We start from the raw sequence: 26,878 nt of genomic DNA on the forward strand, positions 1-26,878 counted from the left end.
CTCACGACACTTGTCAGTCAATAGCTAAAACGTTAATGTATCTCATTCTCATTAACTGCAATCGGTCGACGACACATGTCACCACCTCCTGTGGAAACTATCTATAAAGACCACCACACCTGGTTGCGTGGTTGGTTGTATCAAAAAGTAGGTTGTGATCAGCGTGCTGCCGATCTGGCGCAGGATACTTTTGTTCGTTTATTGCAGGCTCAACATAAACAAACAGATTTTACTCCAGAACAGCCACGGGCCTATCTGCGTACCGTAGCCAACGGTCTGGTGATTGATTATTTTCGTAGGCGGTCATTGGAGAGTGCTTATCAGGAAGCTTTGGCCAATATGCCAGAACTCACCATAATTTCAGAAGAAGAACGTCTATTAATCCGTCAAACACTAGACCAACTTGATGCCTTATTAGACCGTCTACCTAAACGCGTAAAAACGATCTTTCTGTTATCTCAGCTCGAAGGCCTTAGTTACAAGCAAATCGTAGAACGCGAAGGTGTATCGCTGCGGACGGTTAAACGCGATATGCAGCAGGCCTATGTTCACTGTTTAACGTTATTGTGGTGAGCAACATGCAAACCACAACACCACCAGCAAAAATTATTGCTCAAGCAGCTGACTGGCTGGTCAAAATGCAGGACCAAGCGTTAACCGAGGACGAACAAAATCAGTTGCAGCAATGGTGTGCTCAAAGTGCCGATCATCAACGTGCCTGGCAAGCCGCTCAACAATTAAATCAATCCTTTAACCAGGTGCCAGAAAAACTAGGCCTTTCAGTCTTGAGTCGAAAACATGCTAAGCGGCGCAACCTTATCAAAGCCATCAGCGCATTGCTTGTTATTCCAACCGGGAGTTGGCTGGTCTATCAACATTCCCCAATATCATCCTGGGCTGCCGATTATCAGACAGCGACCGGAGAACTACGTGAAATCACGCTGGCGGATGACAGCAAGCTGATATTGAATACCCACAGCGCAGTGAATGTGTTGTTTGATGAAACTCAGCGATTAATAGAATTGTTGGAAGGTGAAATTCAAATCACCACAGCCAATGATGAGCTGCTGGGCCGACCATTTTTAGTCAAAACAGAACATGGGCAAATTCGTGCTTTGGGAACGGTGTTCACGGTGCGGTTAAGTTCAGAATATTCTCAGGTAGCGGTACAGCAAGATGCCGTGGAAATTCATACCGCCGCAACCGATAAGGTTCAACGTATCACTGCCGGTCAGCAAAGCCAGTTTTCCAAAGTAGATATTGAGCCTGTAACAATAAGCCAACCGATAACAGCGACAGCGTGGACGCATCAGCAATTGATTGTCGATAATCAATCTTTAGCTGAAGTGCTTACCGAACTATCACGTTATCGTAAGGGGTGGCTGCGCTGTGACCCGGCTGTAGCACAGTTACGTCTCTCAGGCGTTTTCCAATTAACGGATACCGATATCGCCCTCAGCAATATCACACATACCTTGCCGGTAAACGTGGTTTATCGCAGTCCATATTGGGTCACGGTAACGAGTAATAAATAATTTGGCCTCTTTTTTCAGTTGCTTCGGCATCAGTAGTAAATGAATCTCATTTACACTATTTACGCTGAAAAGGAAGACCATGAACTCTGCTCAATCCACACAGGCGAAAGTCTTAAAAAAGCCGACAATGCTCAATCAGTCAATAAAAGCAGCCATCATAGCTACAGTAGTCGTCACCGGAGCATTGCCAATAACCACATTAATGGCCGCCGAAGCGGCTGTTACACAACAGCAGCAATTTAAGATCTCAGCTGGACCATTGGCACAATCACTGAACCAGTTTGCCAGTCAGGCCGGGATTACCTTGTCATTCGATCCAGACTTAGTCCGGGGACAACAAACAGAAACGCTTTCAGGCCAGTACTCGGTCGAACAGGGACTAAATAAATTACTGGCTGGTAAATCTTTGCAAATCATTGTGCTTAATCAGAATAGTTACCGGATTGAGGCAGCGAAAGATAAAAAGGTAAGTGATGAGGTTGTATTACCCCGTGTGAATGTCTCAGCCGCCGCATTAACAGAGTCAGGACTTGGGCCTGTGAATGGGTATGTTGCAAAACAGAGTATTACAGCCACCAAAGCAGATATTCCATTAATAGAAACTCCACAAACGGTGTCGATTGTGACCGCCGATCAGATCGCCATCCAAAATGCAGAATCTTTAAATCAGGCATTGAAATATACCCCAGGAATTGTGCCCATGGGCAGTGATAGCACGACCAGTGACGGCATGATTATTCGCGGCTTTAATGTCACCGGATCTGCTCCAATGTATCTAAATGGAACAAAGCTTTCACGTAATACTTTTAGTGGTGTGTCTGAGCCTTATGCAATGGAGCGTATTGAAATACTCAAAGGACCTGCTTCAGTTTTATATGGTAATGCAGCTCCTGGCGGCATCGTAAACATGGTAACCAAACAACCTCAAATCGAAACCCTGCGAGAGCTAAAAGTGCAAGCGGGTAGTTTTGATCGCAAGCAATTAGCCGGCGATTTTGCTGGATCTTTAACTGGCGATGACACCTTGTCTTATCGATTGACGGGGCTGGTGAGACGTAGCGATACCATGGTGGATGATATTCCAGATGACCGTGATTTTGGTGCAGCGTCTATTCGCTGGCAACCTAATGACGCTACTTCCCTGACTTTACTAGCAAATTATCAGCATAACGATACGGTGTATAACTACGGCCTGCCCGCCGAAGGAACAGTACTGGACAATATTAACGGTGACATTGATCGTGACAGGTTTGTTGGTGAGCCCGCTTTTGACAAATTCGATACACGCAATCATTCATTGGGTTATTTATTTAGCCATGAATTTAATGAGCTGCTGACTTTTCGGCAAAATTTGCTGTATTTCGATTCCAAAGTGATAGAACGTGTTGTGTCAACTGGATCGTTAATCGATGCCGACCAGCAATTGCTTTCCAGAGGGGCTTATGTCAGAAATTCAAAGGATACCTCCTGGTCTATTGATAATCAGTTGCAGGCCAAATGGCAGCATGGTCAGTTTGAGCATACCTCATTAGTTGGACTTGATTACAGCGAGAATGAGTTTGAGCGTGATTTCTTTAGCGGTAGTGTGTCACCTCTAAATCTTTATGCACCCAATTATGGGTCAACTGTGACTTTGAGTGCAGCTCCGAGTAGCTATACAAAGCAAACTTCCGACAAATTAGGCGTGTATGCACAAGAGCATTTAAAAATTGCTGGCAAATGGGTCGTCATGCTTGGCGGCCGCTACGATAAAATTAAATCGGATACGAAAAACAAATTAACAAACGTCTCCAGCGAAGATTATGACGATGATGCTTTTACCGGCCGTGCTGGTTTGGTTTATCTGTTTGATAATGGTTTTGCCCCCTATATTAGCTATTCAGAATCATTCGAAGCGTCTAGTGGACAAGATGTAAACGGTTCACCATTCAAGCCAACTGAAGGCGAGCAATATGAAATCGGCTTGAGATATCAACCTGAAGGTCAAGCACTGTCGGTAACGGCTTCTGTTTATAAGCTAACCCAGAAAAATGTGACCACTGCTGATATTGATAATCCTGGTTTTTCAATTCAGGAGGGCGAAGTTGAATCAACAGGTTTTGAACTGGAAGCCCGTGCTAATTTGACCAATAATCTGAATCTGATTGCTTCTTATGGTTATATCGACAATGCAGTTACCGAAAGTAACAGTGGTACTGAAGGTAATCGCTATGGTGCGGTGCCCAGACATATGGCGTCGTTATGGACAGATTATAAGTTCACCGAAACCGTGCCCGGCCTAGGTATAGGAGCTGGGGTGCGTTATTACGGCAGAAGTTTTAATCTCGCAAACACGTACGAAGTTTCTGGCTTTACCGTGGTGGACGCAGTAGTGAATTACAGCCTAACGCCAGAATGGTCGCTGGCGTTAAATATCAATAATCTTTTTGATGAAGAATATGCGACCTGTTCTTATGCCTGCTTCTATGGTGTGGAGCGTTCAGCAGTAGCAACAGCAACTTATAACTGGTAGCAGGTTTATTCACCTCAAACCGTCAGGCAAAAGATTTGCTTGGCGGTTTTTTATTCTTGCCAATATCAAATAATATAGCCGCTTTGACCAACTCTTTGCGACGCATACGTTTTGGTAGTTGTGCGTTGTGCTGGTTTAGAAACCTGATTAGCGCGTAGGTTGTGGTTGAATGCAATGAAACCCAACATCAAAGTAACGAAAAACTAAAGCGTTTGCCAGAGCAATAACGTATTCCAGTATTTGTTCAATTCAAGCCGCACCCCGGCTGTGGCGAAGCTGAAACAGATCATAATTGGCTTGCATGGTCAGCCAGAACTCAGCACTGCCGGCTCCGGCATGTTCTAGAGCCAATGCCATTTCCGGTGTCACGGAGGCGCTGCCATTAATGACCCGGTTGAGGGTGTTGCGGTGGCAGCCCAGCCGTTCGGCGACCGCAGCCACACTGTCAATCTTGTGACCGTCTTCATCCTCAATCAAACGCTGCCGGATAATACGGCCTGGGTGTGAGGGGTCATACATCGTCATGGTATTTTCTCCCATCAGTGGTAATCGTCATAGTCCAAGAGGTAAACGTTGCCATCTCGGAATTCAAAGAAAAGTCGCCAGTTGCCGGATACCTTGATGGCATGTTGGCCTTTCAGTTTTCCGGTCAGCGGGTGCAGGCCCCAGTTACTGACCGCTATATCGTCAAGGTTGGTGGCGGCATCTAATACGGTCAGTCGATCTCGGAGGCGGTCAACATGATCAGCGGGAATGCCCTTGATGCTTCCCTTCTCGAAAAACTGTTTCAGTCCCTTGTGCCTGATGCTTTTGATCATCCCTTTATCAGCCCTGTTTTTCTGCACAGAATTATTGTATCGCGTCTCGCGACAGTGTGCAATTTTGCGTTGAGTATCATTCTCTAGGCCAACACGAGTTCAACAGAGCCAAACTTAAGTTTGAACCATATAAAGTTATTGAATCCCGTAACGGAATTGGTCTTTAATTTAAACGCAAAATTGGCAAGGCGTTTCTTTCAGGTATTTGCATATACCTGCACAGCTCAATATACTTGCGAACAATTCTTATTCGCGATTGTGGTGAGTTTGCCACGGGTATAGGCGCTTCATGTCGATCCATCAGACCAAACAGCAAGTTCAGTCAATGTATATTGAGCATCACAGTTGGCTGCAGGGTTGGTTGAGATCCAAATTGGGCTGTACTCATCAAGCTGATGATTTAGCCCAAGATACCTTTACGCGAATTTTAGCGGCGCGCAAACAAACCAAAATTAACGAACCACGTGCCTATCTGACCACCATAGCCAAAGGTCTGCTGGTGAACTGGTATCAACGCCAAGCACTGGAGCGTGCTTATCTTGATGCCTTGGCCTTGCTACCACCTCAGGAAATCCCTTCAGAAGAACAACGTTACCTTATCCTTGAAGCACTGAATGAAGTGGACCAAATGTTGGATGCGTTACCACCTTTGGTAAAACGTGCATTTTTGTTGTCGCAGATTGAGGGACTGAAATACGAAACCATTGCAGAAAAAATTGGCGTGTCGTTGATTACGGTGAAACGCTATATGAAACAAGCTTTCCGGCATTGTCTATTGGCGATGGAATAACGCACCAACATGTCAAAACCCAACACTATTGAACCATACATACTCGACCAAGCCGCAGACTGGTTAATGCGATTAAGCGCCACCGATGTAACGGAATCTGATCGTGCAGCTTGCCTTCGCTGGCAGCAACTGCATCCAGATCATGCACGTGCCTGGGCCAAGGCCGAATTACTTATTAATAAACTGGGTTCACTGCCACCATCATTAGCCATCCCTGCACTGGATAGACCGGAAAATCCTAATCGACGAGCCATTGTTAATAAGCTGGCGATTTTGCTGGCAATTGCACCAATCGGCTGGGGAAGTTGGCGGACACTGGAAACGCTGGGTTGGACGGCTGATTATCACACTGCCAGTGGCGAAAGAAGAGAATTGCAATTGGCCGATGGTACCCAGTTGACCTTAAATACCGCTACTTCCATTGATGTGCAATTTGATGATGAAAAACGTTTTATCTGGCTGCGATCTGGTGAAATACTGGTGCAGACGGCGGTGGATAATGCACTCGTTTCACGCCCATTTATGGTCGGCACCAGACAAGGACAACTCGAAGCATTGGGCACAAAATTTACGGTGTATCAGCAAGCAAATTCAACTCAGCTTGCCGTTTTGGAAGGTACTGTGAAAGTTACTCCCAAGGATGCCGATATTTCACAGCAAAAGGTTGTTAAAGCAGGACAACAAATCCACTTTAACCAATATGCCGTTGAATCATCATTTGCTGTAAATCAAGCTGCAACCGCCTGGACTCAGGGCATGTTAATGGCCGACAAAATGCCTCTGGTTGAATTTGTTGGGGAGTTGGCCCGTTATCGAAGCGGCATTGTCAGATGTGATCCTAAAATTGCAGATTTGCCAGTCTCAGGTTCGTTTCCCGTCTCCGACACCGATCTGACACTACGCATGCTGGTCTCGACTTACCCTATTCAACTGACATCGCATATGCAGGGTTACTGGATCAATCTGTTGCCCATTTAAAATCAGCAATAAATAAAAATGTGAACAGACTGATACTTTTTTTGCTTTCAGCTGGCAAGGATGGTGAGAACACATTTTTTTGACTTAATCTAAGGATCAGCTGAATGTCCCCTGCAAAATCAACTTACCTTCAAACAAGGCCCAAAACCTTAAAAACCAGTCGACTCAATTTATCTATTCGTTGTGCTTTGCTTGGCATGGCGCTAACCACGGGTATAGCTATCAGCAGCAATAGCTTTGCTGAAACGGCATCACTCAATACCTCAGAAATTAAAACCTACCATATACCAGCTGGGCCTTTAGGACGCAGCTTATCCAGTTTTGCTGTGAGTGCTGGTATCCCATTGTCTTTTGATTCAGTTCTGACCGACGGACTTACCAGCCCGAGTATTTCAGGAGAATATTCACAGCAGCAGGTTTTGGATATGTTGCTGGCAGGCAGTGGGCTGACCATTTCACAGAAAGCTGATGGCAGTTTTACGATTTATAAAACACCACTTGTCGAGACGAATAATCAAATTGAGTTACCAGCGGTGATCGTATCGGGAGAAAAACTTGATCGCAGGTTGCAGGACACATTATCCAGTGTCGCGGTGTTTGGCCAGGAAGATATTCGGCAGCATGCCGATCAGGACTTACAAAATATTATGGCCAGAACACCTGGACTTTATACCCAATCTGGCAATGAAAACTGGGGAATTCGGGGGGTGCCGGTTTCGGGGTTTGACTCTCAGGGAGCGGGCACGATGAATGGTGCCGTGACGGTATTTGTGGATGGCGCTGCCCAGACTCATCGACTGGTCACCATGAACTCGCTTCGTTTGTGGGATGTGGAACAGGTTGAGGTATACCGTGGTGCACAGTCCACCACTCAGGGACGAAACTCACTAGCAGGGGCGGTGGTATTAAAAACCAATGATCCTACTTTTCAACCCGAATTTGCTGCTCAGACTAATTTCGGCAGCTATGGTGAACAAGGTGTCTCATTCGTTGCCAATGACTCGATTGTGGACAATCTCCTAGCAGGCCGTTTGGCTGTCGATTATCAAACCGCGGATGGCTATATAGATAACGTTACGCTTGACCGGGATGGTGATGCACAACGTGCGGTCAATATTCGCGGAAAATTGTTGTTTCAGCCCTCAGAAAAAATGGACTTACTGTTAACGCTGGATCGTACAGAGCAAAAAAGAGGGGCGAATACGGTCAGTGTAGAAAACGGTAAACCACGATATTACGACCATTTTCTAAATACGGCTGAGAGAGACGCACTCGATCAAAATACCGCTTCAGCTAAATTGGATTATTACCTATCTGATAACTGGACATTTAGCAGTTTATCCAGCGGTACATGGTCAAATTATGATTCTTTATTGGACTTTGATCAGACAGTCACACTTGAACGCGAAGCTGTTCGTAAACATAAACAAGATCTGTTGAGTCAGGAATTTCGTTTTACGTACGAAGGCGAACGTTTGTTGACTTACTTTGGGCTCTATTACGCTAAACACAGTAATGATATTGATGATCGGGTCAATCTTAATCTTGGCGGGATTGAAGATCCGGCGCTGGTTTCACAAGGCGATATCGTCATTCGCAACCAAGCCATTTTCGGTGAAGTTAACTGGGAGTTTATTGACAACTGGACCTGGATAACCGGCCTGCGTTTGGATCATGAAAAAAATAACACAAAATTTCAGTATGTTGATCCATTAGGTTTGGCTACCGTTGAGTCTGCTGATGAAAATAACTCATTCACCGAGTTGTTGCCGAAAGTTGGCTTAAGTCACAGGCTGAATCAAAATCATCTTATCGGTTTAACCTGGCAGAAAGGTTATCGTGGGGGCGGTGTGGATTTAAGTACCTCAACAGCTCACCGTAGCTATGATCCAGAATATACCAGTACCTATGAGCTCGCTTGGCGGGGGAGCTGGTTAGCTAACCGTTTAAATACCAATCTCAATATTTATCACACGGATTGGAAAGATCAACAGGTTGAAATTGCTGATGAACTTGGCATTGCCACTGTGGCCAATGCAGCAGAATCTAGAATGAAGGGCTTGGAGCTGTCAGCGGACTATTTGGTAAATAATGCGTTCACTCTGTTTGCAGGAGCTTCTTATAACCATACTAGATATCTTGACTTCAATATGGATGGCAATGATCTGAGTGGGCAGCAATTTCCATTTGCGCCCGAATATAAAGTATCTATCGGTGGTAGTTATCGCTTTATAAATGGATTAAGACTTAGCAGTGATATTGTCTACCAGTCCGATAGTATTACACTGGCTTACGACAGCGGCATTGCTTCTGAACGAGATAACGATAGTGTGACGTTGGTGAATCTTAATGGTGAATATCCATTATCAAAAAACCTCACGGTTTCAGCGTTCGTCAGGAATTTGCTGGATCGTGAATACATTACCAATAATCAAGGTGATGACTTCCTGGATGTCGGTGCACCGAGAACATTTGGCATTGCCTTGAGAGCTGAAATGTAAAAGGCAGCAAATGACCGCTCTATTTTCGCAGCGATCTTTCTGGCTGCTTTTGCATCGCTGGATTGGCGTGTTTATTTTGCTGTTTATTGTGATAGCCGGTCTAACAGGATCGGCTATTGCGTTCTGGCGGGCAGTGGATCAATGGTTTAATCCCACCTGGTATTTGGTTGACGTTGGAGATAATGCTCAATCATTGAAAACATTGTCAGAACAGGTTTTACAGACCTATCCAACGGCCACGGTTCACGGAATTATTCTGGCAAAGGATAATACATCCAGCGTGATTTTTTATCTCGCCGGGGAGCAAGCGGGAATTGATGAAGTATTTATCAATCCGTATACCAGCCTGATTCTTGGCGATCGGGATATTGACCGAACCAGTTTGGCCCGAAGCCATTTGATGCCTTTTCTTTATCGGCTGCACTACAGCCTGGGTTTGGGATCTTTCGGCAAATATTTATTGGGCATCGTCACTTTTTTATGGCTGACGGTTACGCTGATAGGTATTTGGCTGGCCTGGCCAAAGAAAAACAAATGGAAGAAAGCTCTTAGTATTAAATATACGGCTGGGTCATCCAGATTAATGTTTGATTTGCATCGATCATTCGGGCTGATATTTTCGGTTTTGTTTCTGCTTATTCTCTGGACAGGTTTATGGTGGAATATGGATGGAGTAATCCGGCCTGTTATAACCAGTATCTTTCCTATGACCCCACCATTTAACCTTGCCAGCGACGCCGTTTCACGGATAGATAAAGGTTTTGATGATGCAGTTGATGCGGCATTGAAAGTGCGTCCAGATACAGAAGACTATTATCTGAGAAATCATTCCGAGGAAGGTTTTTATACGGTTTATTTAAGAGAAAAATATTCTGCCGGACCGTATGGAAATATCTTTGTTTTTGTCGGTTTGGATGGAACGATATTGCATGTCGATGAACCGCAAAACAATCTGTCTGGAGACAGTTATGCTGCGTGGCAATTGCCATTACATACTGGTCAATTTTTAGGCATTTCAGGACGAATAGTCTGGATGGTTGCAGGACTTATTCCATTATTACTTTCAATTACCGGCGTAATGCTTTGGCTCAGAAAATTACGATTTAAGAATGCAAAAAAGCAGACTTTTCCACCATTGGTGTAAAAGCCTGCTTTTTTATGGAGTTCTTAAATGAAGGTAACGATTTAGATACTCAATGCTGCAATCTCAATTCGCGCTGCCGCACCATACAATTTGGATGCGTCACCATCTACATCACCTTTAGGCGCGATGCTTGGCCATAAATCAGCAAGTTCATCTAAATAGCCTTCAACCTGTTTAACCGTATCAGCAGACTCTTTGCGAGTTGCTTTGGGGAGTTGTTCAAGACGGCGTTTGGCGATTTGAGTAAAGCCGTATGCATCTTGATATTCATGCAGATTAATCAATTTGCCGTTTTCTACGCCCAGTGCATATTCTTCACCCGCGGTACGGACCAAGTCTTTAATGCTTTGGAGGGTATTTTTTAAATCCGGTTTTGCTACGGCTTCAGCGGCTATGATGCCAGCTTCAAGTTGTTCGTAAGCTTCATCAACTTCATCTTGGGGTGCTTTGCCAACCACTTTATCGGCTAGGTTGCTAAGTGCTTCGTCAAAGCGCTTTCCACCACGATATTCAATTGATGGAACGAGGCCCGCATACAGTTCATCACGTGGATGTTTCATATGAGTAATCGCCATATCGACCTGGCCTTGTTTATATAACTCATAACCCACCAGCAAATGACCACGAATCAGACCCAAACGCGTTAAAAAAGCGACATCATTGGTTTTCAAATCGGTCTCGGTGACGCCACCACCTTCACCTTCACCAGCGGCGGCTACGGTGATATTTTCATTGGTGAAATGCATATCATGTGACATATCGGCTGCGCTGGCATTCAAACTAATCCCACTAGCCAGAGCAACCCCAAGGCTTACCCATTTTTTTCGATTTTCTTGCATAGTATGTCTCTCAGAGTGGCGTTATGATAAGTTAGCTACTTTGCCACAAATGAGACTCATTCTCAATATGATCCTGCATCTTTCACAATGTTTATCAGAGGTTGATCTTGAAGCCATCAAGGCAACCATTAACGATGTTTCTTTCCATGACGGTCAAAGCACCGCTGGAAGAGCTGCTATTCAAGTAAAACAAAATCAGCAAGCGGATATGGTGGAAATTGCTGGCATTTTGAAGTTAGTGGAACAACGTTTGCTGGCCAATGATTTATTCGTTCAGAGCACATATCCACAACAGTTTGTTCGTATGCTATTAAGTCGTTATCAGCCTGGTATGAGTTATGGTACGCATATTGATGAAGCATTGATCAACAAACAACGCACCGATATTTCATTTACCTTGTTTCTCTCTGATCCAAACCAATACAAGGGCGGTGAACTGGTATTAGAAGACAGCAGCGGTGAACGTAGCTGGAAACTTGATGCGGGTGATTTACTGTTATATCCCTCGACTTTTCTACATCGAGTCAATGAAGTTACCGAAGGTGAACGACTGGTTATTGTTGGTTGGGTTACCAGTCGGGTGCGAGAGCCGAATCAACGGGAAATACTGTTTGATATGGAGCAATCGCTGCGTCAAGAATTCAATCAAAACGGCAAGACAGCTCAATATGATCGACTCTCACGAGTACGGAATAATCTGCTGCGACAGTGGCTAGATCGATAAACCAATTTCGATTTAAGAATAGTTTCAATCCGTTAGAAATGAAATGTGTCGATGGATTGCTCTTAATTATTAATTATCATAGAATGCAACTGCGAATCATTATCATTAACAGTTGTGAATAATTACCATGAATGCGCCATTGTTGCCACCTTCGACTCAAAGTCTGGAAAAACTCTATCAAAACAATTTCAGCTGGTTACAAAACTGGTTACGTGAGCGATTAAATTGTTCTCATCAGGCGGCTGATCTAGCACAGGATACGTTTGTAAGATTATTGACCGCTCCAGGCTCTAATGAAAAGGTTGAGGCAATTCGTGAGCCACGAAGTTATCTGGTGACAGTTGCCAAAAGGGTGATGATCGATCACTTCCGGCGTCGCACTATAGAGCAATCCTATTTACAAGCAATGATGCAGCAACCAGAGCAGGAAGTTATTTCAGCAGAACAGAGCATGATTTTGCTCGAGACGCTGTATCGAATTGATGCCATGCTGGATGGTTTAGGTGTGAAAGTGAAAAAAGCCTTTTTAATGTCTCAGCTAAAAGGGATGACTTATCGGGAAATTGCTGATGAGATGAGGATGTCTGAAAGCTCAGTAAAAAAATACATGGCCAAAGCAACCCAGCATTGCCTGATATTTTCGTTATATGAGCAGCTTGATGCATGAACAGCGCAGTAGCGAAGTTAACGCCGCAGCAACACAGAGCGCTGACGGAAGCCGCTCAATGGCATGTGGAACTCACTGGAGAGTCGAACAGCCAGAAGACGCAACAAGCCTTGCAAAACTGGGTATCGAAACAACCTGAAAATCAATGGGCTTGGCAGCAGCTGGAAAAACTGCAGCAACAACTAAAGCAGCTCCCTGGCGACCTGGCATTCAATTCACTTAAACCAGACGAAGAAGAACAACCTGCCAAGGCTCGAAGAAACCTGTTGAAAAGCATTGCTGGTATAGGTGTTATTTCTTCCTCAAGTTGGCTGGCCTGGCAATACTCGCCCGCCAGTTTGATGCTGGCGGATCATCACACCGATACGGGTGAAATACGCGAAGTGCAGTTATCTGATGGCTCAATGGTTATGCTGAATAGTGCCACAGCTATCAATATTCATTTTTCAGAACTGGAAAGACGTCTCCACCTGCAACAAGGTGAGATTATGATTTCCACCAATTCAACTAATGATATCCGTCCTTTTGTTGTGCAAACCGGCCAAGGTTTATTAATACCGTTGGGTACACGGTTTTCTATTCAACAACAAAAAGATCGCACGGTTCTGTCGGTGTTTGAGCATCAGGTAAAAGTCAATTTGCCTGATAAACAGCAGACCATGTGCACGGCGGGTAACAAGTTGATTTTTACCCAAACACATTTTGAACCTCTTACGGCCGTTATGGAGGGTGAGGATGCCTGGGTGCAGCAGAAGCTGATTATCAATGATATGCCGTTAGATCGTTTTTTAAATGAGTTGGCCCGCTATCGTCCTGGTGTTATTCGTGTTGAATCGGAGCTGGCCAAGTATCACATCAGTGGAACCTTTGATGTGACCAATACCGATCAGGCGTTAATGGCTGTAACGCGATTGTTTCCTGTAGCTATAACATTCCGCAGTCGTTATTGGGTGACGGTTTATTCGACATAATTCAAAAACTTATACCTTTTCAAGTGCTGACTCGTCTTTGTGGATAACCCCTTAACTTACGTTATTCACACAAGAGGACTTATGCAAACTACTCTATCGATACCCAAAAGAACGCCTATCGTTCGTGCCATTCAGCAGATATCAGGTTCCAGCAGAAATTTATTATTATGCAGTGCGTTATTAATGCCGGTCATAGCTTATTCACCGGACACTTACGCTGAAACAATCACCCAAAGTTATGCCATTCAGGCAGGCGAGCTCGGTAGTGTATTAAATCGTTTTGCTAGTCAGGCTGGTGTGAACATTTATTTTGATGCTGCGTTAACTCGTGGTCTTCAAAGTTCAGGCCTCACCGGTGAACATTCAATTGATTCGGCTTTGCAGCAATTACTACAGGGTACCAATTTGCAGGTGGTGAAAACTTCGGCTGATAGCTATCAGCTGCAAGCCAGCTCTTCTGACTCATCATCAGAAGTGGATAGTGTGACTTTGGCACCGGTTCAGGTCAGTGCCACAGGTATTGGTAATACGACTGAAGGCACTAATTCCTACACCACAGGTTCAATGAATACCGCTACGCGATTGGGGTTATCAATTCGTGAAACACCACAATCTATTTCGGTTGTTACTCGGCAGATGATTGATGATATGCAACTCGAGTCGCTGACGGATGTGGTCAATACTGTGACTGGGGTTACCTCAACCAATCAGGATAGTTCAAGAAACAGTTTCTCAGCTCGTGGCTTTGCGATTAATAACTATCAGATAGATGGTGTACCAACGACTTGGGAAGGCGGCTGGTCGGCGGGAGAATCACAAATGGATACGGTTATCTATGATCGTATTGAAGTAGTGCGTGGTGCCAGTGGTCTAATTTCCGGAGCAGGTAATCCTTCAGCAGCGATAAATCTGGTTCGCAAAAAGGCTGATAGCAAAGAATTTACTGGTCATGCAGCTATCAGCGCCGGCAGTTGGGATCGTTATCAGGGAACAGTCGATATTTCGACGCCGTTAAATGAAGCCGGCACTGTTCGTGGTCGATTAGTCGGTAGTTATTTGGATGAACGTTCATTTATTGATGTGCTGGAAAATGAAAAAACCGTGTTTTATGGCACCTTAGCTGCCGATTTAACGGACAGCACATTAATGAACATTGGTATTAGCCAGCAACAAAATAAACCTAATGGCTCAACCTGGGGTGGTTTACCTGCCTGGTTCAGCGATGGTGGTAGAACAGACTGGTCGCGTTCGAAAACCAATGCTGCAGACTGGACGGAATGGAGTTCAACCCACACAAATTACTTTGCCAATGTTGAACATGTATTTGATTCCGGGTTAAAGCTTTATGCCGGCTATTCTAAAAATATCAATGATGCTGATTTACGGTTGATATTTCTCAGCAACTATCCAGATCGAACTACCGGACTGGGTATGACGACTTCTGGACCGACGTGGTATGACGTTGAAAGAGAACAGGACAATATTGATATTTATGGTTCATTACCGTTCAATTTTGCAGGTCAAAGTCATGAATTAACCGTAGGGTTTTTACATAGTAAACAGGACTTGATCACCGAAAATCGTCCTCGCCTGAATCCTGCACCGGTAGGCAGTTTTTATGAATGGGATGGTTCATATCCTGAACCTGAGTGGGGTGACAAAAAGACTTATACAACTCAAAAAACCAAACAGGTTGGAGGATACGCGGTTGCTCGATTATCACTGGCTGATCCATTGACTTTAATTTTAGGTAGTCGGCTTACTAACTGGGAAATTGAAGGTATGAAATGGAATGGTGATCGTTATAACTTTGATCATCATCAGGTCGTAACACCCTATGCTGGTTTGATTTATGAGATTAATGACGTCTACTCGACTTATGTCAGCTATACGGATATTTTTAATCCTCAAGACGCTCAGGATCGCAATGGTAATTATCTGGATCCATTGGAAGGTGAAAATTACGAAGCTGGGATTAAGGCAGAGTATCTACAAGGCCGGGTCAATGCTACATTCTCAGTATTCCGTATAGATCAGGATAACTTGGCACAGGCCGATACGGGATTTTTGGTACCAGGCACTACCAGTCAGGCCTCAGTTGCGGCGGAAGGCACCACCAGTAAAGGTTTTGAAGTAGAAGTTTCCGGTGCCATCACTGATAACTGGAATCTTCTGGTGGGCTGGTCACAGTTTCAGGCTGAAGATGCTGATGGCACAGCAGTCAATACCAATTATCCTCGTCGCACCGCGACGTTGTTCACTACTTATCGTATGAACCAATTGACATTGGGTGGTGGCGTGAACTGGGAAAGCTCGAACTATACTTTGGCGACTAATCCCTTAAGTCAGACCGAGAAGTTGAAACAGGAAAGTTATGCTCTGGTTCGCTTGATGGCTAAATATCAGATGACCCCAGCATTGAGTGCTCAGCTGAACATCAATAACGTGTTTGATGAAAAGTACTACACCAATATCGGTTTTTACAGTCAGTTGGCTTATGGTGCACCCCGTAATGCCAATCTAACATTGAAATATGATTTCTAAATAAAGTAGAAATCAGTCAGATCATCAAGGCTCTGTCGATTTTCCGGCAGGGCCTTTTTGTTTTCTGTGTTATTAAGTTAAGCCATTTTAACCGAGGATAAAGGCATGGTAATGATGACCTTGGTAAGGTGGATGATGTTGGTTTAATACGATGAAGAGGAGGAACGCATTATGGTTGCCGAATGGACAGACAAAGACGAACGTCAATATGAGCATATAAAAGAACAACAGCAGAAAAGTGGTAAAAAGACTGAGAAAGCTGAAGAAATAGCGGCTCGTACTGTGAATAAACAACGGCGTGAGGAAGAGCGTACACCTTCAAAAACCACTCAGGGTACTGGAAACCCTAATTCTTCACTGGAATCACGTACTAAACAGGAACTGTATAACCGGGCCAGCCAATTAAACATCAAGGGACGCAGCAAAATGAGTAAGTCGGAATTGGTCACCGCTATTCGTAACAACTGACAAGTACCTGCTTTTCCAATAAAAATACCAAAGCTTTGTTAATTACTCACATTTATCCCACATAGGCCGAAGTTGGCAATTCACAGCATCAGTTTTGGACTCAGTCTCTTTTTCGGCTGCAGGTAGAGAGTCTGATGTATTGTTTTGTGATGATGTTGATTTTGACTGGGCTTCCCGGCCAAAATCACTTTCAAAAGCGTTAACAAACGCATTTTGTATGATGGCGAGAAATGCCTGCCAAGCACTCACGTCAGGATCGTCAAGATTGCCACGAATTTCAATCTGAGTGGCAATGCGGTCTCTAGGTTCATTGCGGAATATCTGACCAAATGCACCGACAATGGCTTGCCAGACCGCACTAAAAACGCCGTCTTCCAGATCTTTTTCCAAATCAAAGATTTCAACATTATCCATAACAGGTTTTGCATAGCCGGTTAACTGAGCATCTTCAGCTTGCAATTCCATCACAAAATCGCCGTTGCCGGATTTGAAATTAAAATTACCATAAGCCTCAGAGACTTCATTGAGTTTAGTGAGATTAATACCGGTGATTTTTAACTGGAGTTCAAAATTATGAAAATCGCCCAAGGGATCCAAGCGTCCATTCAGTCTAGCCGAAGCGCTATCTAACACTTGCCCCTGCACATCAAAATTAGCGTATTCAAGCCCGTCACTGCGATCGGCATTGCTTAAGTTGGTTATCTCACCGTCTAATTGGTAAAACACAAGGTGTACTTGGGGATCAGAGGTGAAGTTATGAAAATGAATTTCACCATTTTCAATATTTAATTGTTCAATCTGTAACGGAATAATCTCCTGCACAGATTGCCGCCAAGTCGATTCTGTGTCGGGTGTGTTGTCTTCTGTTTCTTCATCGACTAGATGAATTTCGGCATCTATCAAATCGACGTCTGCGACCACTCTACCTTTCAATAAAGATGCCCAGCTTACTGAAGTATCTATCATCTCGGCTTTAAAAAATGGTACCGAAGGCTGGTCTTTTTTGGTGATTTCTAGTTGGTCGACAGAGTAGGCGCCGCGCCATAAATGGATATCCACATCGGCTATCTGTCCTTGATAATCATCCATATCTGCCAATTTGCCATTCAAATAGTCTTTCACTATTGACGGCAATTGCATGCGTAGAATAATTAATGCGACAAGCATTAAAACAACGATTATTAGCGTATAGGAATAGCGTCTGGCGATCATGATGATCTCCTTCTAAGACGGTTTAGATGAACTATAAGCTAACGCAAAATCACCCGTCTGAACATTCAAACGGGTGACCTGATTCAACTTGTTATTTCATCATAAAAACCAACTAGCCAGCACGTTGCCAAAAACGAATATCACGACAGTTTTTGGTAAATTCGTTCGTGGTTTTAGTATTGGTCAACTGCACACAGCCTTTATCCAACATCTCACTGATACCGGCCTTTTTCAAAAGCGGCATGGCATCCTCAGCGTAACCGATAAATTTCTTGTGATTAAAGGCATCACTGACAAAGGTTAACGCCGGTGGCATTTCAGCCAGCATTTTGACACCTTCACTGCCAGGCAACAGGATGATCGCATCAAATAAAACAGATGGTCCACCATCGACTTTTTCATCGACTTTTACCATATCGCCAGCACTGCTTTTGATTTCACCACTATGAGGGGCAACAACTTCAAACATTGCTCCTTCAGCTTTAAGTGATTTCTCAACCGATTTGAAAATATCCGCATCAAATCCATCGGTCATTAAGACACCAACTTTACGGCCTTTGAAACTATTCGGGCCATTTTTGAGAATGCTTAACTTGTCAGATGCGGGCAGATCATCACGTGTTGGCATCGCTGCGTCAGCCGGTTTAGGTAACGGATCAATGCCTAATTTTTCAGCAACATTTTCTGCGAGCTGCTGATCGACATTCAGTAGATTACTGATCATTCGCTTACGAATTGCCGGTGTTTTAACTTTACTGAGTTCAAACGAAAAAGCATTAATAATATGCTGCTGCTCAGTTTCAGTCTGGCTTATATAAAACTGTCTGGCCTGGCTGTAGTGATCAGCAAAGGTTTCAGAACGTTCCCGGACTTTTGGTCCAGACACATCTTCAGGATAACTTTCAAAGCCTCTGGCCGGATCTTCACGAGGACCACCTTCTTCTTCACCCCAGCTATTCGGTTCGTAGTTGGCCCGACCGGTAGGATTGCTCATTGCCATATGGCCATCCTGCTGGAAATGATGCATCGGGCATTTCGGTGCGTTAATTGGGATCTGGGTGAAATTTGGTCCACCTAAACGTTTTAACTGTGTATCAAGATAGGAAAAGTTTCTGCCCTGCAGCAAGGGATCATTAGAATGATCGATGCCTTTGACGATATTCTGGGTACAGAATGCCACCTGTTCGGTTTCAGCAAAAAAGTTACTGACTACCCGATCCAGTACCAGTCGCCCGACAATACGGATCGGCACCTGTTCTTCGGGAATAAGCTTGGTGGCATCCAACACATCAAATTCAAATTTCTCAGCAAACTCATCATCGAAAATCTGCAGTCCCAATTCCCACTCAGGGTAATCTCCCTGATTGATGGCGTTCCATAAATCACGACGATGGAAATCCGGATCGGCACCATTGATTTTCAAAGCTTCGTCCCATAAAACGGACTGCATGCCTTGTTTCGGTTTCCAGTGGAATTTTACAAACTGGCTTTTGCCATCTTTATCAACTAATCGAAAGCTATGAACGCCAAAGCCTTCCATAAACCGAAATGAGCGTGGAATCGTGCGATCTGACATTTGCCACATCAGCATATGCATGCTTTCTGGCATCAATGACGCAAAATCCCAGAAATTATCGTGAGCCGATTGAGCTTGTGGAAACCCGCGATCGGGTTCTTCTTTAACTGCGTGAACTAGATCCGGAAATTTCATCGCATCCTGAATAAAAAACACCGGGATATTGTTACCAACGATGTCCCAGTTACCTTCTTTGGTATACAGCTTGACGGCAAAACCACGAACATCACGCGCCAGATCGGCTGAGCCTTTACTGCCTGCAACAGTTGAGAATCGGACAAACGCTGGGGTTCTTTCGCCTTTACGCTGGAAAATATCAGCAGAGGTGACATCTTCTAATGATTCGGTAGTTTCAAAATAACCGTGAGCACCAAAGCCTCGAGCATGAACAACCCTTTCAGGGATACGTTCATGATCAAAATGAAACAGTTTTTCGCGAAGAATATGATCTTCGATTAAGCCTGGACCACGAGCGCCAGCTCTTAATGAATTCTGATCGTCGGCAATCTGGCCGCCTTGTTGAGTGGTGAGTGTTGAGGTTTTTTCGGTGGCCTGCTGATGAGTTTCACCACCATGACCTCGGTTTGTTTTCGGATCGGTTTTGTCCATGACTTCTCCTTAGATTTTATTTGGTGTACAGGGGATGTGTCGCGAGAAATTTCGCGATTGGTAAAGGCCTGCTAATCTTTGATCGCAACGCTTGGTTGCCAGTACAGCCTCAACTCATTCTGCTCCGGCCCCAACTAATCACATTAACCTGAGTAAAGTGAACTGCGTCACAAAACGCACAAGCAGCGCCAGTCAGCGGATCGCAGCTAAAAATAATTTTTAAAAGTGTCTTGCAGGGAGTTTTGAGAGGTTTATTGCTGAAATAGCAAACTGATAGCTAAATATGTGCTTTTGCAAGCTGATCGGGGTCATAGTCTGGGAAAATGGCTTTGCGGATAATTGCATGCACGCCCAGATTGCCGTCCACAACTTGGGTAATACCAAAATCCACTGCTACGGAAATCAATGAAATAGCTTCATCTTCACTGAGTTCATGTTCTTTCATTAGATAATGACGCGCCTTACGGAAAGCATCTCGCATGGCGGCTTCCATAGAGGAGTTTTTATAAACCTGAGTCTGTGCATTCGGGCCGAGTTCTGCCTGGTAGTCTGAAAAACTCATGCCTTGTATTACCCATTCTTCTGGCGTCTCCAGAAAGGGATGACTTAGCCCTTCCATAAAACGGCCTTTTAAATCACTTTTTTTATGTAATACCAATTGAAACACACCAGTTAATGAGCATTCGATGGCAGTTCCGCATAATTCTGAATCACCTTGCGATGCATGCGGATCCCCGACCGAAAATAAGGCACCAGGTGTTGCCACAGGCAGAAATAATTTGGTGCCTTTACCCGCCCGCCAGTTATCCATATTGCCGCCAAAATAGCTGGGTGGAATGGAATCAACCATACCGGTCTCACGCGGCGCAACGGCGATCACACCAAAATGCGGTCTGACCGGAACAACGGCTTTGTCGAGAATACCGAATTGTTTGTCAATACTGGAATGATCAACCGGTATGCCGGGGTAATCAATGGTTGGGTGCACAATGCCGTAGGGATCGGTTTGCGGAGTCCAGCGAAAGTTATAAATCGCTTTGGCGTGAGGTGGGTGAGTGTGCTGATGCACTTCATAGACTGTTACCACTTCACGTTTTTTGGGCTCTGTCAGCAGATCATCATATTGAAAGCCCCACCAGGTGGCGGCATTACTGCCGAAGTGTTTGCCTTGATATTCCGGACTGCAACTGAGGCGCGGTTGAATATCTAAAATGCGTATTTCCAGCACATCACCGGGCTCGGCATCGGTGACATAAACTGGCCCGGTACAGATATGCACCCCAAAACCCTCTCCGGCACCGCGGCCGAATATCGTGGCATCCATTGGCCCGGCCCCCCGCCGGTCAACATTCTTTGTGGTACCCGTCCAATGAAAAACGCTTTGTGCTCCGGCATCGCCGTCAATCATACGTTCGCAGTCATCAGACGCATGCTGGGATAAGGTTTCAATAGTCACAATATCACCGGAACGAATGGTTAATACCGGTTTGATCGCATTGCTGAAATAGCCCCAGTGAACGGTTTTATCGGACACTGGCAGGTAATATTGTCGAGGAGAGTGAATGTCGGTTTGAGCGGGCGCGGTGTTCTCTATGTCGGAAAACCGTTTAGGGGCGAGTCGCAATGACAGCGCATATTTAGCATGATCATCCAAGACCTCTTGAAATGGCCGGCGACGTTTTTGGATGTCATCATCGGATTGCGGATCAGATGCAGTCGAACGAGAGGAGGGTTTGATTTGTGGACAGCCACGGCGAAGTTGTTCATGCAGATCCTGTGGCGGTGCAGCGCGATAGCTTTTCGGTGACATGCCCATAAACTGCGAAAAGGTGCGGCTGAAGTTGGCCGCATCATTAAACCCCCAGCGATAGCACAACTGAGCAATGCTGAACTGAGCGAGGGCAGGGTTAGCCAGATCGATACAGCAATGCTGTATGCGCCGGCTTTTCAAATATTCACTGAACGTTGTGCCACTGTTTTTGAACAGTTTTTGTAAGTATCTGGCGGATAAACCTTCCTGCGCAGCAATTTGCTCAATATTCAGATCCGGATCGTCTAGCCGTGAATCCACCGTTCTGCACACTCTACGTAAATGGGCCAATTGCACATCAGTAGCTTCTTCATTGGCAGCAGATTGCTTATGGGAGAGACAGGCCACTAATAACTCGGCTAGCGTAACTTCCAATGCGGGTAGTTCATTGTTATCGACATGGGGTAACTGTTCAGTCAACGATTGCAGCATATTCAAACACATTGCCCCGATACCTTGTTGAGTGCTGATGCGATTTGCTTCTTGTCGACCGCTTCGTACTAATCTGAGCAGAAAACTGGATGACTCCAGTTTGATCAGCATGATGCGAAAACGGGTTTGCAAAGCCAGCCGCCAGGATTGGCTCGGATCCAGCAACATGATGTCGCCCGAACGTAATTTGACCGTCTGCTCAGCATCCAGCACCTGAGCGGTGCCATCCAGTATAGCGAGCACCAATACAGTGCCTTGTAACGGTTGGGTGGCTTTGCTGGCGATAGGTGAAAGAATCTGTGGCGTTGCGGTGAGCTGTACAAATACTGAGTCGCGTGCCGAGACCGACAGTGCCATATGGCCACTGTCGTCATTACGAATGGAGCTTGCAGCATCACTCGCCAGACCGAGCCTGGAAAGAATTTCATTCCAGGCTGGCTGGCGTAGCTCTGCGGGTATAGCACTGGCAGAAAAGCGTTTCAGGTCAGTCACGGTCGTGTCTTATTCCTTGAATATTGAAACATCTTTTCGCAAGTGTTATGCCATAACCCTAACTGCGTGCTGGGAACATGGCTTTTTTCAGGATTGCATGCACGCCCCAGTTGCCATCGACTACTTGCGTAATACCAAAGTCGACAGCCACCGTCATCAGCGATATCGCTTCGTCTTCGTCTAAATGCTGAGTGGTCATCAAGAAGTGCCGCATCTTGCGATAAGCATCGCGTAACGCCTTATCAACCGACGATTTGCTGTAGATATCATCCTGAGCATTGGGGCCAAGTTCTGCCAGATAGTTGGCATAACTGAAGCCATGCAACACCCAGTCATCCTGGGTTTCCAACAAGGGATAATTCAGTTCAGCCAAAGAAGTGCCCGGCAGATCAGCTTTTTTGTGCAGGATAAACTGGAAAGTCCCGGTCAAAGAACACTCAATAGCAGTGCCACACAATTCGGAGTCACCCTGTGAAGCATGTGGATCGCCTACTGAGAACATGCCGCCATCAACTGCGACTGGGAAGAAAATCTTCGCACCTTTGCCAATCCGCCAGTTATCGATATTGCCGCCAGTGTAGTTGGGCGGAATCGAGTTCACCATATCGGCTTCTGCTGGCGCGAGGCCGATGGTGCCAAAGTGGGGGCGGATTGGAATACGAATATCACGCAGAATATTTTCTTTCTTAGTGATGGTGCTGTGATCCACTGGCACACCCGGATAATCGATAGTGGGATGCACCACACCGAATGGATCGGTTTGTGGTGTCCAACGATAGTTGTAGACGGCCTTGGCCCAGTTACGCTCACCCGTTGCATCGACTTCATAGATGGTAACGACTTCGCGTTTTTTGGGTTCGGTAAGCATATCGCCGTAATGGAAACCCCACCAGGCAGCGGCATTACTGCCAAAGGTCTTACCTTTGTAATCAAGGTTGCCACTCGGTCTGGGGGTAACATCAACTATTCGAACTTCAAGAATATCCCCCGGTTGAGCGCCTTTGATACGCACTGGGCCGGTACAGATATGCACGCCAGCTCCACCACCGGCACCTATCTTGGCGTCCATTGGGCCGATACCACGTCGATCGACACCTTTGCGCTTTGCATCCCAATGAAAAATACTTTCTGCACCCGGATCGCCTTTCACCATTCTCTCTGCATCATCGTTGGCATGATGAGTGAGGGTTTCCATAGTGACAAAATCACCGGACTCAATTTCAACGGTAGGCTTAGCACTCTTGCTGAAATACCCCCAGAGCACCGTTTCCGGGGTGGCGGGAATGTAATAGTGCATTTGGCCGGGTGCGTCAGCATTGATGGGTGTATTAGCGCCTGCGGCAAAACTCATTGGTGACATGGTCACGCCCATGGCGCCGAGAGAGGCCGCGCCACCGCCAACAAAAGCGTTACGGATAAATGAACGCCGCGCAGTATCAAATTCTTCTACCACGTCTTTTTTACTTTCTTCTGTGATGCCGTGTGTGCAACCTGGAGTACAAATATGTTCTGTCATGATGAATCCCCTCGGATAACTGCTTGATGTCGGAGGTGCCCCGGCAGTGCGGCACGTGCAGATATTATGTTCCTGAGGGTGTGTTTTCTTCTTGTCAGCTGGCGCACTAATTCTTGTCGACAGCAATCTATTCAGGCATTGAGCCGTTCACCTTGTTGAAGATCGCTTCATCAAAAGTTATTTCGCCAGCTTATGTGGTCCACCGCTATAAAAATTGAGACGACGAGAGAGTTAATAGATACTTGTTAATTGCGAATGCAAACGATAACCTATCGCATTAATAGTATTTCTCAAAAGCCAATCTACCTTTTAATGCCATATCTATGACCTTTTTTATGCTGGTATTCGACATTAATTGAATAGAGTAATGATTTTGCAAAGTTGCGGGCTCACTAACGGCTATTTTGATAAATATTTGCTCGCTAAAAACTGTTTGTGTGGAACACTCCAATATGACCTTGTCTTACCCTAGCCGAATTTTTTCGTTAGTTTTGGCTGCCACCTTTGGTGGCTATTTACTTAGCTCTGCAGTGATAATTTTTGTTGCAGCCATTTTGCCTTTATCACGTGCAGATGCCGTTATTACCAGCGCACTGCTGAGCTTTGCCGTTTATACCGCGGCGATCATCTGGGTATTTGCCGTTAAAAATGCTCAACGTGCTTGGTTGGGTTTGTTAGGTGCAACAGTAATTATTGGCGGCTTAGGTTTGCTGTTGACGGAGTGGTTACGATGAGCAAATCGACGGATGTAAGTATTGAACAAGGACGTTTCCGTCAATCGATGGCCTGGTTGCATACCTGGGGCAGTTTAGTTGCCAGTTGGGCATTATTCGCCATTTTTCTGACCGGCACTATTGGTGTATTTGATGATGCCATCACCCATTGGATGACGCCTGAACGAGCATTAATCGGTGAGTTTGATCCCGAAACTAGTACTCAAGAGCAACGCCTATCCGCTGTAACACAAGGTGAAACCTTTCTACGAAATGTCGCCCCCCAAAGCCATTTTTGGCGGATTCGGTTGCCAAGTGAGGCCGATCCAGCAATTGGATTATCTTGGGAAGATGACAATGCCGAAATTCAGCAGCGCCGGTTACATCCTGTTAGCGGTGAAATTATTCCTGATCAGCAACAGCGTGAGACTCAAGGTGGTCATCACTTTGTGCATATGCATTTTGAGTTTCATGCAGGTATGACCGGTATCTGGCTGGTGGGCTTTTTTACCATGATCATGCTTGTCGCCTTGGTCAGCGGCATCATTATTCATAAACGTATCTTCAAAGATTTTTTTACCTTTAGATCGGGTAAAGGCCAGCGCAGTTGGCTCGATGCACATAACGCCTCTTCGGTTTTATCATTGCCATTTCAATTGATGATTGCTTACAGCGGGCTAGTGATCTTTGTATCGATCTATATGCCAGCCGGAGTATTGGCCAATTATGACAAACCACGAAGTTTCTTTGCCGAGGTGTTCAACCAACCCGAGCATCGCCCAGAGACCGGTATTGAAGCTGATGTTTTATCGTTGACCGAGTTGTTTAAACAGGGCGAATTACTAATGGATAAACCGGGTAGTTTTATCAATGTAGAGCATCCCGGTGATAGTAGTGCGGTCGCTAAAGTCTTTGGCTTGTTTGAGCAGGAGAAAAATAATGGACGGTTACTCTTTTTGAGTTCGGGTCAGGTTATTTTTGATGCGGTAACAGGTGAAATGATTCATATCGAAGCACCGGAAACATTTGATAAAAGTAATGCCTTTGCCGCACAACGTATTATGCGGACCTTACATTTTGCCAATTTTGGCGGTTATACCGTGCGCTGGATTTATTTTATTCTGGGCATGGCGGGCACCATCATGATGGCCACTGGCGCGATTTTGTTTATGGTGAAACGTCGGCAAAAATCCTTGAACGAATTTGGCGCACAAACGCCAAAGGTCTACCGTGCCATTGAAGTCCTAAATATCAGCGCTATCAGCGGATTAATGGTCGCCTGTGTGGCGTATTTTTGGATAAACCGGCTGTTGCCATTGGATGTGCCTGAGCGCGCTAGCTGGGAAATCAAACTATTCTTTTTTATCTGGCTGGGCAGCTTATTACATGCGGCTTTACGACCTGCTTCTCGGGCTTGGATAGAGCAATTATCCTTATTTGCAGCGTTATGTTTATTACTGCCGATCCTCAATTGGCTGACGACTGGACAACATCTAATCAGCTATTTTATTAAGGGTGACTGGCTGAATGTGGGCTTGGAATTAACCGTCGTTTTATTCGGTGTGTTGGGCGTTTGCTCCGTCAAAATACTGAAAAGTAAACAACATAAAGCCGCTGTAAAAGCCTCGAAATTGTATAAAACCAAGTCGGAGGCAGCGTAATGCAAATGTTGTTTATGATGTTGCTTGCAACAGCATTATGTTATGCCGGTATGGCGGGGTTGAGCCTGGCGATGCCGAGACACTATTCGCAATTAAACGCCGCTAAATTATCTGCCAGCCACACACGTCTGTTGCGAATTGCTTCAACTATGCTGTTAATAGTTTCGTTATGGCCAGCTATCAGTATGTGGGGTGTTGTAGTTGGTATCGTTGTTTGGCTAGGGCTGCTATCGGTGGCAGCGCTGATATGGGTTGCTTTATTAGCTTATTGGCCAAGATTTGCAGCCACCAAAGCGCTTATTCTGGCTTTGGCGGGCTTATCAGCTTGTATCGTTGTGTGGCTAAATTAATCTCGAATTCGATTAA

The 26,878-nt window shown here is 45.2% G+C and carries 22 protein-coding genes; 15 read left to right on the plus strand and 7 right to left on the minus strand.

The window, feature by feature from the left end; all coding sequences use genetic code 11:
• Positions 1-75: 75 nt before the first annotated feature.
• The 3 genes from ACN0V2_RS03220 to ACN0V2_RS03230 all read left to right on the plus strand — a co-directional run bounded on the left by ACN0V2_RS03220 (position 76) and on the right by ACN0V2_RS03230 (position 4,047).
• Entirely contained in the window at positions 76-573 is a 498-nt protein-coding gene (locus ACN0V2_RS03220; RefSeq protein ID WP_417549345.1) for a sigma-70 family RNA polymerase sigma factor, read from the plus strand.
• A gap of 5 nt (positions 574-578) precedes the next feature.
• Positions 579-1,535, plus strand: a complete 957-nt coding sequence (locus ACN0V2_RS03225) for a FecR domain-containing protein (protein ID WP_417549346.1) — start codon at positions 579-581, stop codon at positions 1,533-1,535.
• Positions 1,536-1,614: 79 nt separating this feature from the next.
• On the plus strand, positions 1,615-4,047 hold the full coding sequence (locus tag ACN0V2_RS03230) for a TonB-dependent siderophore receptor (RefSeq protein ID WP_417549347.1): 2,433 nt from the start codon (positions 1,615-1,617) through the stop codon (positions 4,045-4,047).
• A gap of 249 nt (positions 4,048-4,296) precedes the next feature.
• On the opposite strand, the gene ACN0V2_RS03235 is transcribed toward ACN0V2_RS03230, so the two are convergent.
• Both ACN0V2_RS03235 and ACN0V2_RS03240 read right to left on the minus strand, forming a co-directional pair.
• Positions 4,297-4,572: a HigA family addiction module antitoxin gene (locus ACN0V2_RS03235; RefSeq protein ID WP_417549348.1), complete on the minus strand. Its 276-nt coding sequence runs from the start codon at positions 4,570-4,572 to the stop codon at positions 4,297-4,299.
• A 14-nt stretch (positions 4,573-4,586) separates the two neighbouring features.
• Positions 4,587-4,865, minus strand: coding sequence for a type II toxin-antitoxin system RelE/ParE family toxin (locus tag ACN0V2_RS03240; RefSeq protein ID WP_417549349.1), 279 nt, complete (start codon positions 4,863-4,865; stop codon positions 4,587-4,589).
• 289 nt (positions 4,866-5,154) lie between these two features.
• Between ACN0V2_RS03240 and ACN0V2_RS03245 the strand changes: the two genes are divergently transcribed.
• From ACN0V2_RS03245 to ACN0V2_RS03260, 4 genes are all read left to right on the plus strand, one after another.
• Positions 5,155-5,655 (plus strand): sigma-70 family RNA polymerase sigma factor, encoded by a 501-nt coding sequence (locus tag ACN0V2_RS03245; protein ID WP_417549350.1) that lies wholly within the window; start codon positions 5,155-5,157, stop codon positions 5,653-5,655.
• Positions 5,656-5,664: 9 nt separating this feature from the next.
• The gene (locus ACN0V2_RS03250; RefSeq protein WP_417549351.1) at positions 5,665-6,633 is read left to right on the plus strand and encodes a FecR domain-containing protein; all 969 of its coding nucleotides are present in this window, start codon (positions 5,665-5,667) and stop codon (positions 6,631-6,633) included.
• A 104-nt stretch (positions 6,634-6,737) separates the two neighbouring features.
• Positions 6,738-9,134, plus strand: a complete 2,397-nt coding sequence (locus tag ACN0V2_RS03255) for a TonB-dependent receptor domain-containing protein (protein ID WP_417549352.1) — start codon at positions 6,738-6,740, stop codon at positions 9,132-9,134.
• Positions 9,135-9,144: 10 nt separating this feature from the next.
• Positions 9,145-10,278: a PepSY-associated TM helix domain-containing protein gene (locus tag ACN0V2_RS03260; RefSeq protein WP_417549353.1), complete on the plus strand. Its 1,134-nt coding sequence runs from the start codon at positions 9,145-9,147 to the stop codon at positions 10,276-10,278.
• Between the two features lie 41 nt (positions 10,279-10,319).
• On the opposite strand, the gene ACN0V2_RS03265 is transcribed toward ACN0V2_RS03260, so the two are convergent.
• Positions 10,320-11,117 (minus strand): hypothetical protein, encoded by a 798-nt coding sequence (locus tag ACN0V2_RS03265; protein ID WP_417549354.1) that lies wholly within the window; start codon positions 11,115-11,117, stop codon positions 10,320-10,322.
• A 49-nt stretch (positions 11,118-11,166) separates the two neighbouring features.
• Here ACN0V2_RS03265 and ACN0V2_RS03270 point away from each other — a divergent pair, with 49 nt between their 5' ends.
• From ACN0V2_RS03270 to ACN0V2_RS03290, 5 genes are all read left to right on the plus strand, one after another.
• Positions 11,167-11,841: a Fe2+-dependent dioxygenase gene (locus ACN0V2_RS03270; protein WP_417549355.1), complete on the plus strand. Its 675-nt coding sequence runs from the start codon at positions 11,167-11,169 to the stop codon at positions 11,839-11,841.
• A 127-nt stretch (positions 11,842-11,968) separates the two neighbouring features.
• Positions 11,969-12,508, plus strand: coding sequence for a sigma-70 family RNA polymerase sigma factor (locus tag ACN0V2_RS03275; protein WP_417549356.1), 540 nt, complete (start codon positions 11,969-11,971; stop codon positions 12,506-12,508).
• Complete coding sequence (locus ACN0V2_RS03280) at positions 12,505-13,479, plus strand: FecR domain-containing protein (protein WP_417549357.1); 975 nt, start codon at positions 12,505-12,507, stop codon at positions 13,477-13,479. Before ACN0V2_RS03275 ends, ACN0V2_RS03280 begins: the two co-directional genes overlap by 4 nt.
• Positions 13,480-13,560: 81 nt before the next feature.
• Positions 13,561-16,023 carry a TonB-dependent siderophore receptor gene (locus tag ACN0V2_RS03285; protein WP_417549358.1) on the plus strand — a complete coding sequence of 821 codons (2,463 nt, stop codon included), beginning with the start codon at positions 13,561-13,563 and terminating at the stop codon, positions 16,021-16,023.
• 171 nt (positions 16,024-16,194) lie between these two features.
• Positions 16,195-16,491, plus strand: coding sequence for a Rho termination factor N-terminal domain-containing protein (locus ACN0V2_RS03290; protein ID WP_417549359.1), 297 nt, complete (start codon positions 16,195-16,197; stop codon positions 16,489-16,491).
• 42 nt (positions 16,492-16,533) lie between these two features.
• Here ACN0V2_RS03290 and ACN0V2_RS03295 read toward each other — a convergent pair whose 3' ends face one another.
• From ACN0V2_RS03295 to ACN0V2_RS03310, 4 genes are all read right to left on the minus strand, one after another.
• Positions 16,534-17,703 (minus strand): DUF748 domain-containing protein, encoded by a 1,170-nt coding sequence (locus tag ACN0V2_RS03295; protein ID WP_417549360.1) that lies wholly within the window; start codon positions 17,701-17,703, stop codon positions 16,534-16,536.
• Positions 17,704-17,815: 112 nt separating this feature from the next.
• Positions 17,816-19,888, minus strand: coding sequence for a catalase (locus ACN0V2_RS03300; RefSeq protein ID WP_417549361.1), 2,073 nt, complete (start codon positions 19,886-19,888; stop codon positions 17,816-17,818).
• A 277-nt stretch (positions 19,889-20,165) separates the two neighbouring features.
• The gene (locus ACN0V2_RS03305) at positions 20,166-22,622 is read right to left on the minus strand and encodes an acetamidase/formamidase family protein (protein ID WP_417549362.1); all 2,457 of its coding nucleotides are present in this window, start codon (positions 22,620-22,622) and stop codon (positions 20,166-20,168) included.
• A 58-nt stretch (positions 22,623-22,680) separates the two neighbouring features.
• Positions 22,681-24,138, minus strand: a complete 1,458-nt coding sequence (locus tag ACN0V2_RS03310) for an acetamidase/formamidase family protein (protein ID WP_417549363.1) — start codon at positions 24,136-24,138, stop codon at positions 22,681-22,683.
• Positions 24,139-24,590: 452 nt separating this feature from the next.
• Between ACN0V2_RS03310 and ACN0V2_RS03315 the strand changes: the two genes are divergently transcribed.
• The 3 genes from ACN0V2_RS03315 to ACN0V2_RS03325 are packed head-to-tail and all read left to right on the plus strand — an operon-like array spanning position 24,591 to position 26,862.
• The gene (locus tag ACN0V2_RS03315) at positions 24,591-24,872 is read left to right on the plus strand and encodes a DUF3649 domain-containing protein (RefSeq protein ID WP_417549364.1); all 282 of its coding nucleotides are present in this window, start codon (positions 24,591-24,593) and stop codon (positions 24,870-24,872) included.
• Positions 24,869-26,512 (plus strand): PepSY-associated TM helix domain-containing protein, encoded by a 1,644-nt coding sequence (locus ACN0V2_RS03320; RefSeq protein ID WP_417549365.1) that lies wholly within the window; start codon positions 24,869-24,871, stop codon positions 26,510-26,512. Before ACN0V2_RS03315 ends, ACN0V2_RS03320 begins: the two co-directional genes overlap by 4 nt.
• On the plus strand, positions 26,512-26,862 hold the full coding sequence (locus ACN0V2_RS03325) for a DUF3325 domain-containing protein (protein WP_417549366.1): 351 nt from the start codon (positions 26,512-26,514) through the stop codon (positions 26,860-26,862). The genes ACN0V2_RS03320 and ACN0V2_RS03325 overlap by 1 nt, the downstream gene beginning before the upstream one ends.
• Positions 26,863-26,878: the final 16 nt, after the last annotated feature.

The sequence above is a fragment of the Methylophaga sp. genome (assembly GCF_048266885.1).
Taxonomy (GTDB): domain Bacteria; phylum Pseudomonadota; class Gammaproteobacteria; order Nitrosococcales; family Methylophagaceae; genus Methylophaga.